Origin of the sequence: Corynebacterium sp. HMSC075D04 (genome assembly GCF_001815635.1) — a bacterium.
Lineage (GTDB): Bacteria > Actinomycetota > Actinomycetes > Mycobacteriales > Mycobacteriaceae > Corynebacterium > Corynebacterium coyleae.
This window is the reverse complement of record NZ_KV821357.1, coordinates 38,775-39,188: the sequence shown is the minus strand read 5'-3', so window position 1 is coordinate 39,188 and position 414 is coordinate 38,775. Positions and strand designations below refer to the sequence as shown.

The 414-nt window shown below is 60.9% G+C and carries 1 protein-coding gene; it reads right to left on the bottom strand.

What is annotated here, in order from left to right; translation table 11 throughout:
- On the bottom strand, nucleotides 1-414 hold a 414-nt coding region (locus tag HMPREF3048_RS08670; RefSeq protein WP_210398429.1), incomplete at both ends, for a transposase.

Here is a 414-nt window from a genome sequence, read left to right as displayed (position 1 = left end):
ACGACAGGTAGGCATACCCACCGGGATCCAGGGGACGGTTTTTGAAATCTGCGACCATCTCGTCGAGTTCTTCCGACATGCGTAAGCCTTGGGATTTCGACATGTTGGAAATGCCAAGGGTTGCCACCAGATCGTTCATTCGGCGGGTGGAGACCCCTTTGAGGTAGCACGTCGCGATCACGGTCGATAGTGCGCGTTCGGCACGTGAGCGGCGCTCGAGCAGCCAGTCGGGGAAGAACGCGCCGTGGCGCAGCTTCGGCACTGCTACATCGATTGTGCCGACACGGGTGTCGAGGTCGCGGTGGCGGTACCCGTTGCGTTGGTTGACCCGCTCGGTGGAAGCAACACCGTACTCAGCCCCGCACACGGTGTCGGCCTGGGCGGAGAGGATCTGGTTGATAAACCCTTGCAGCA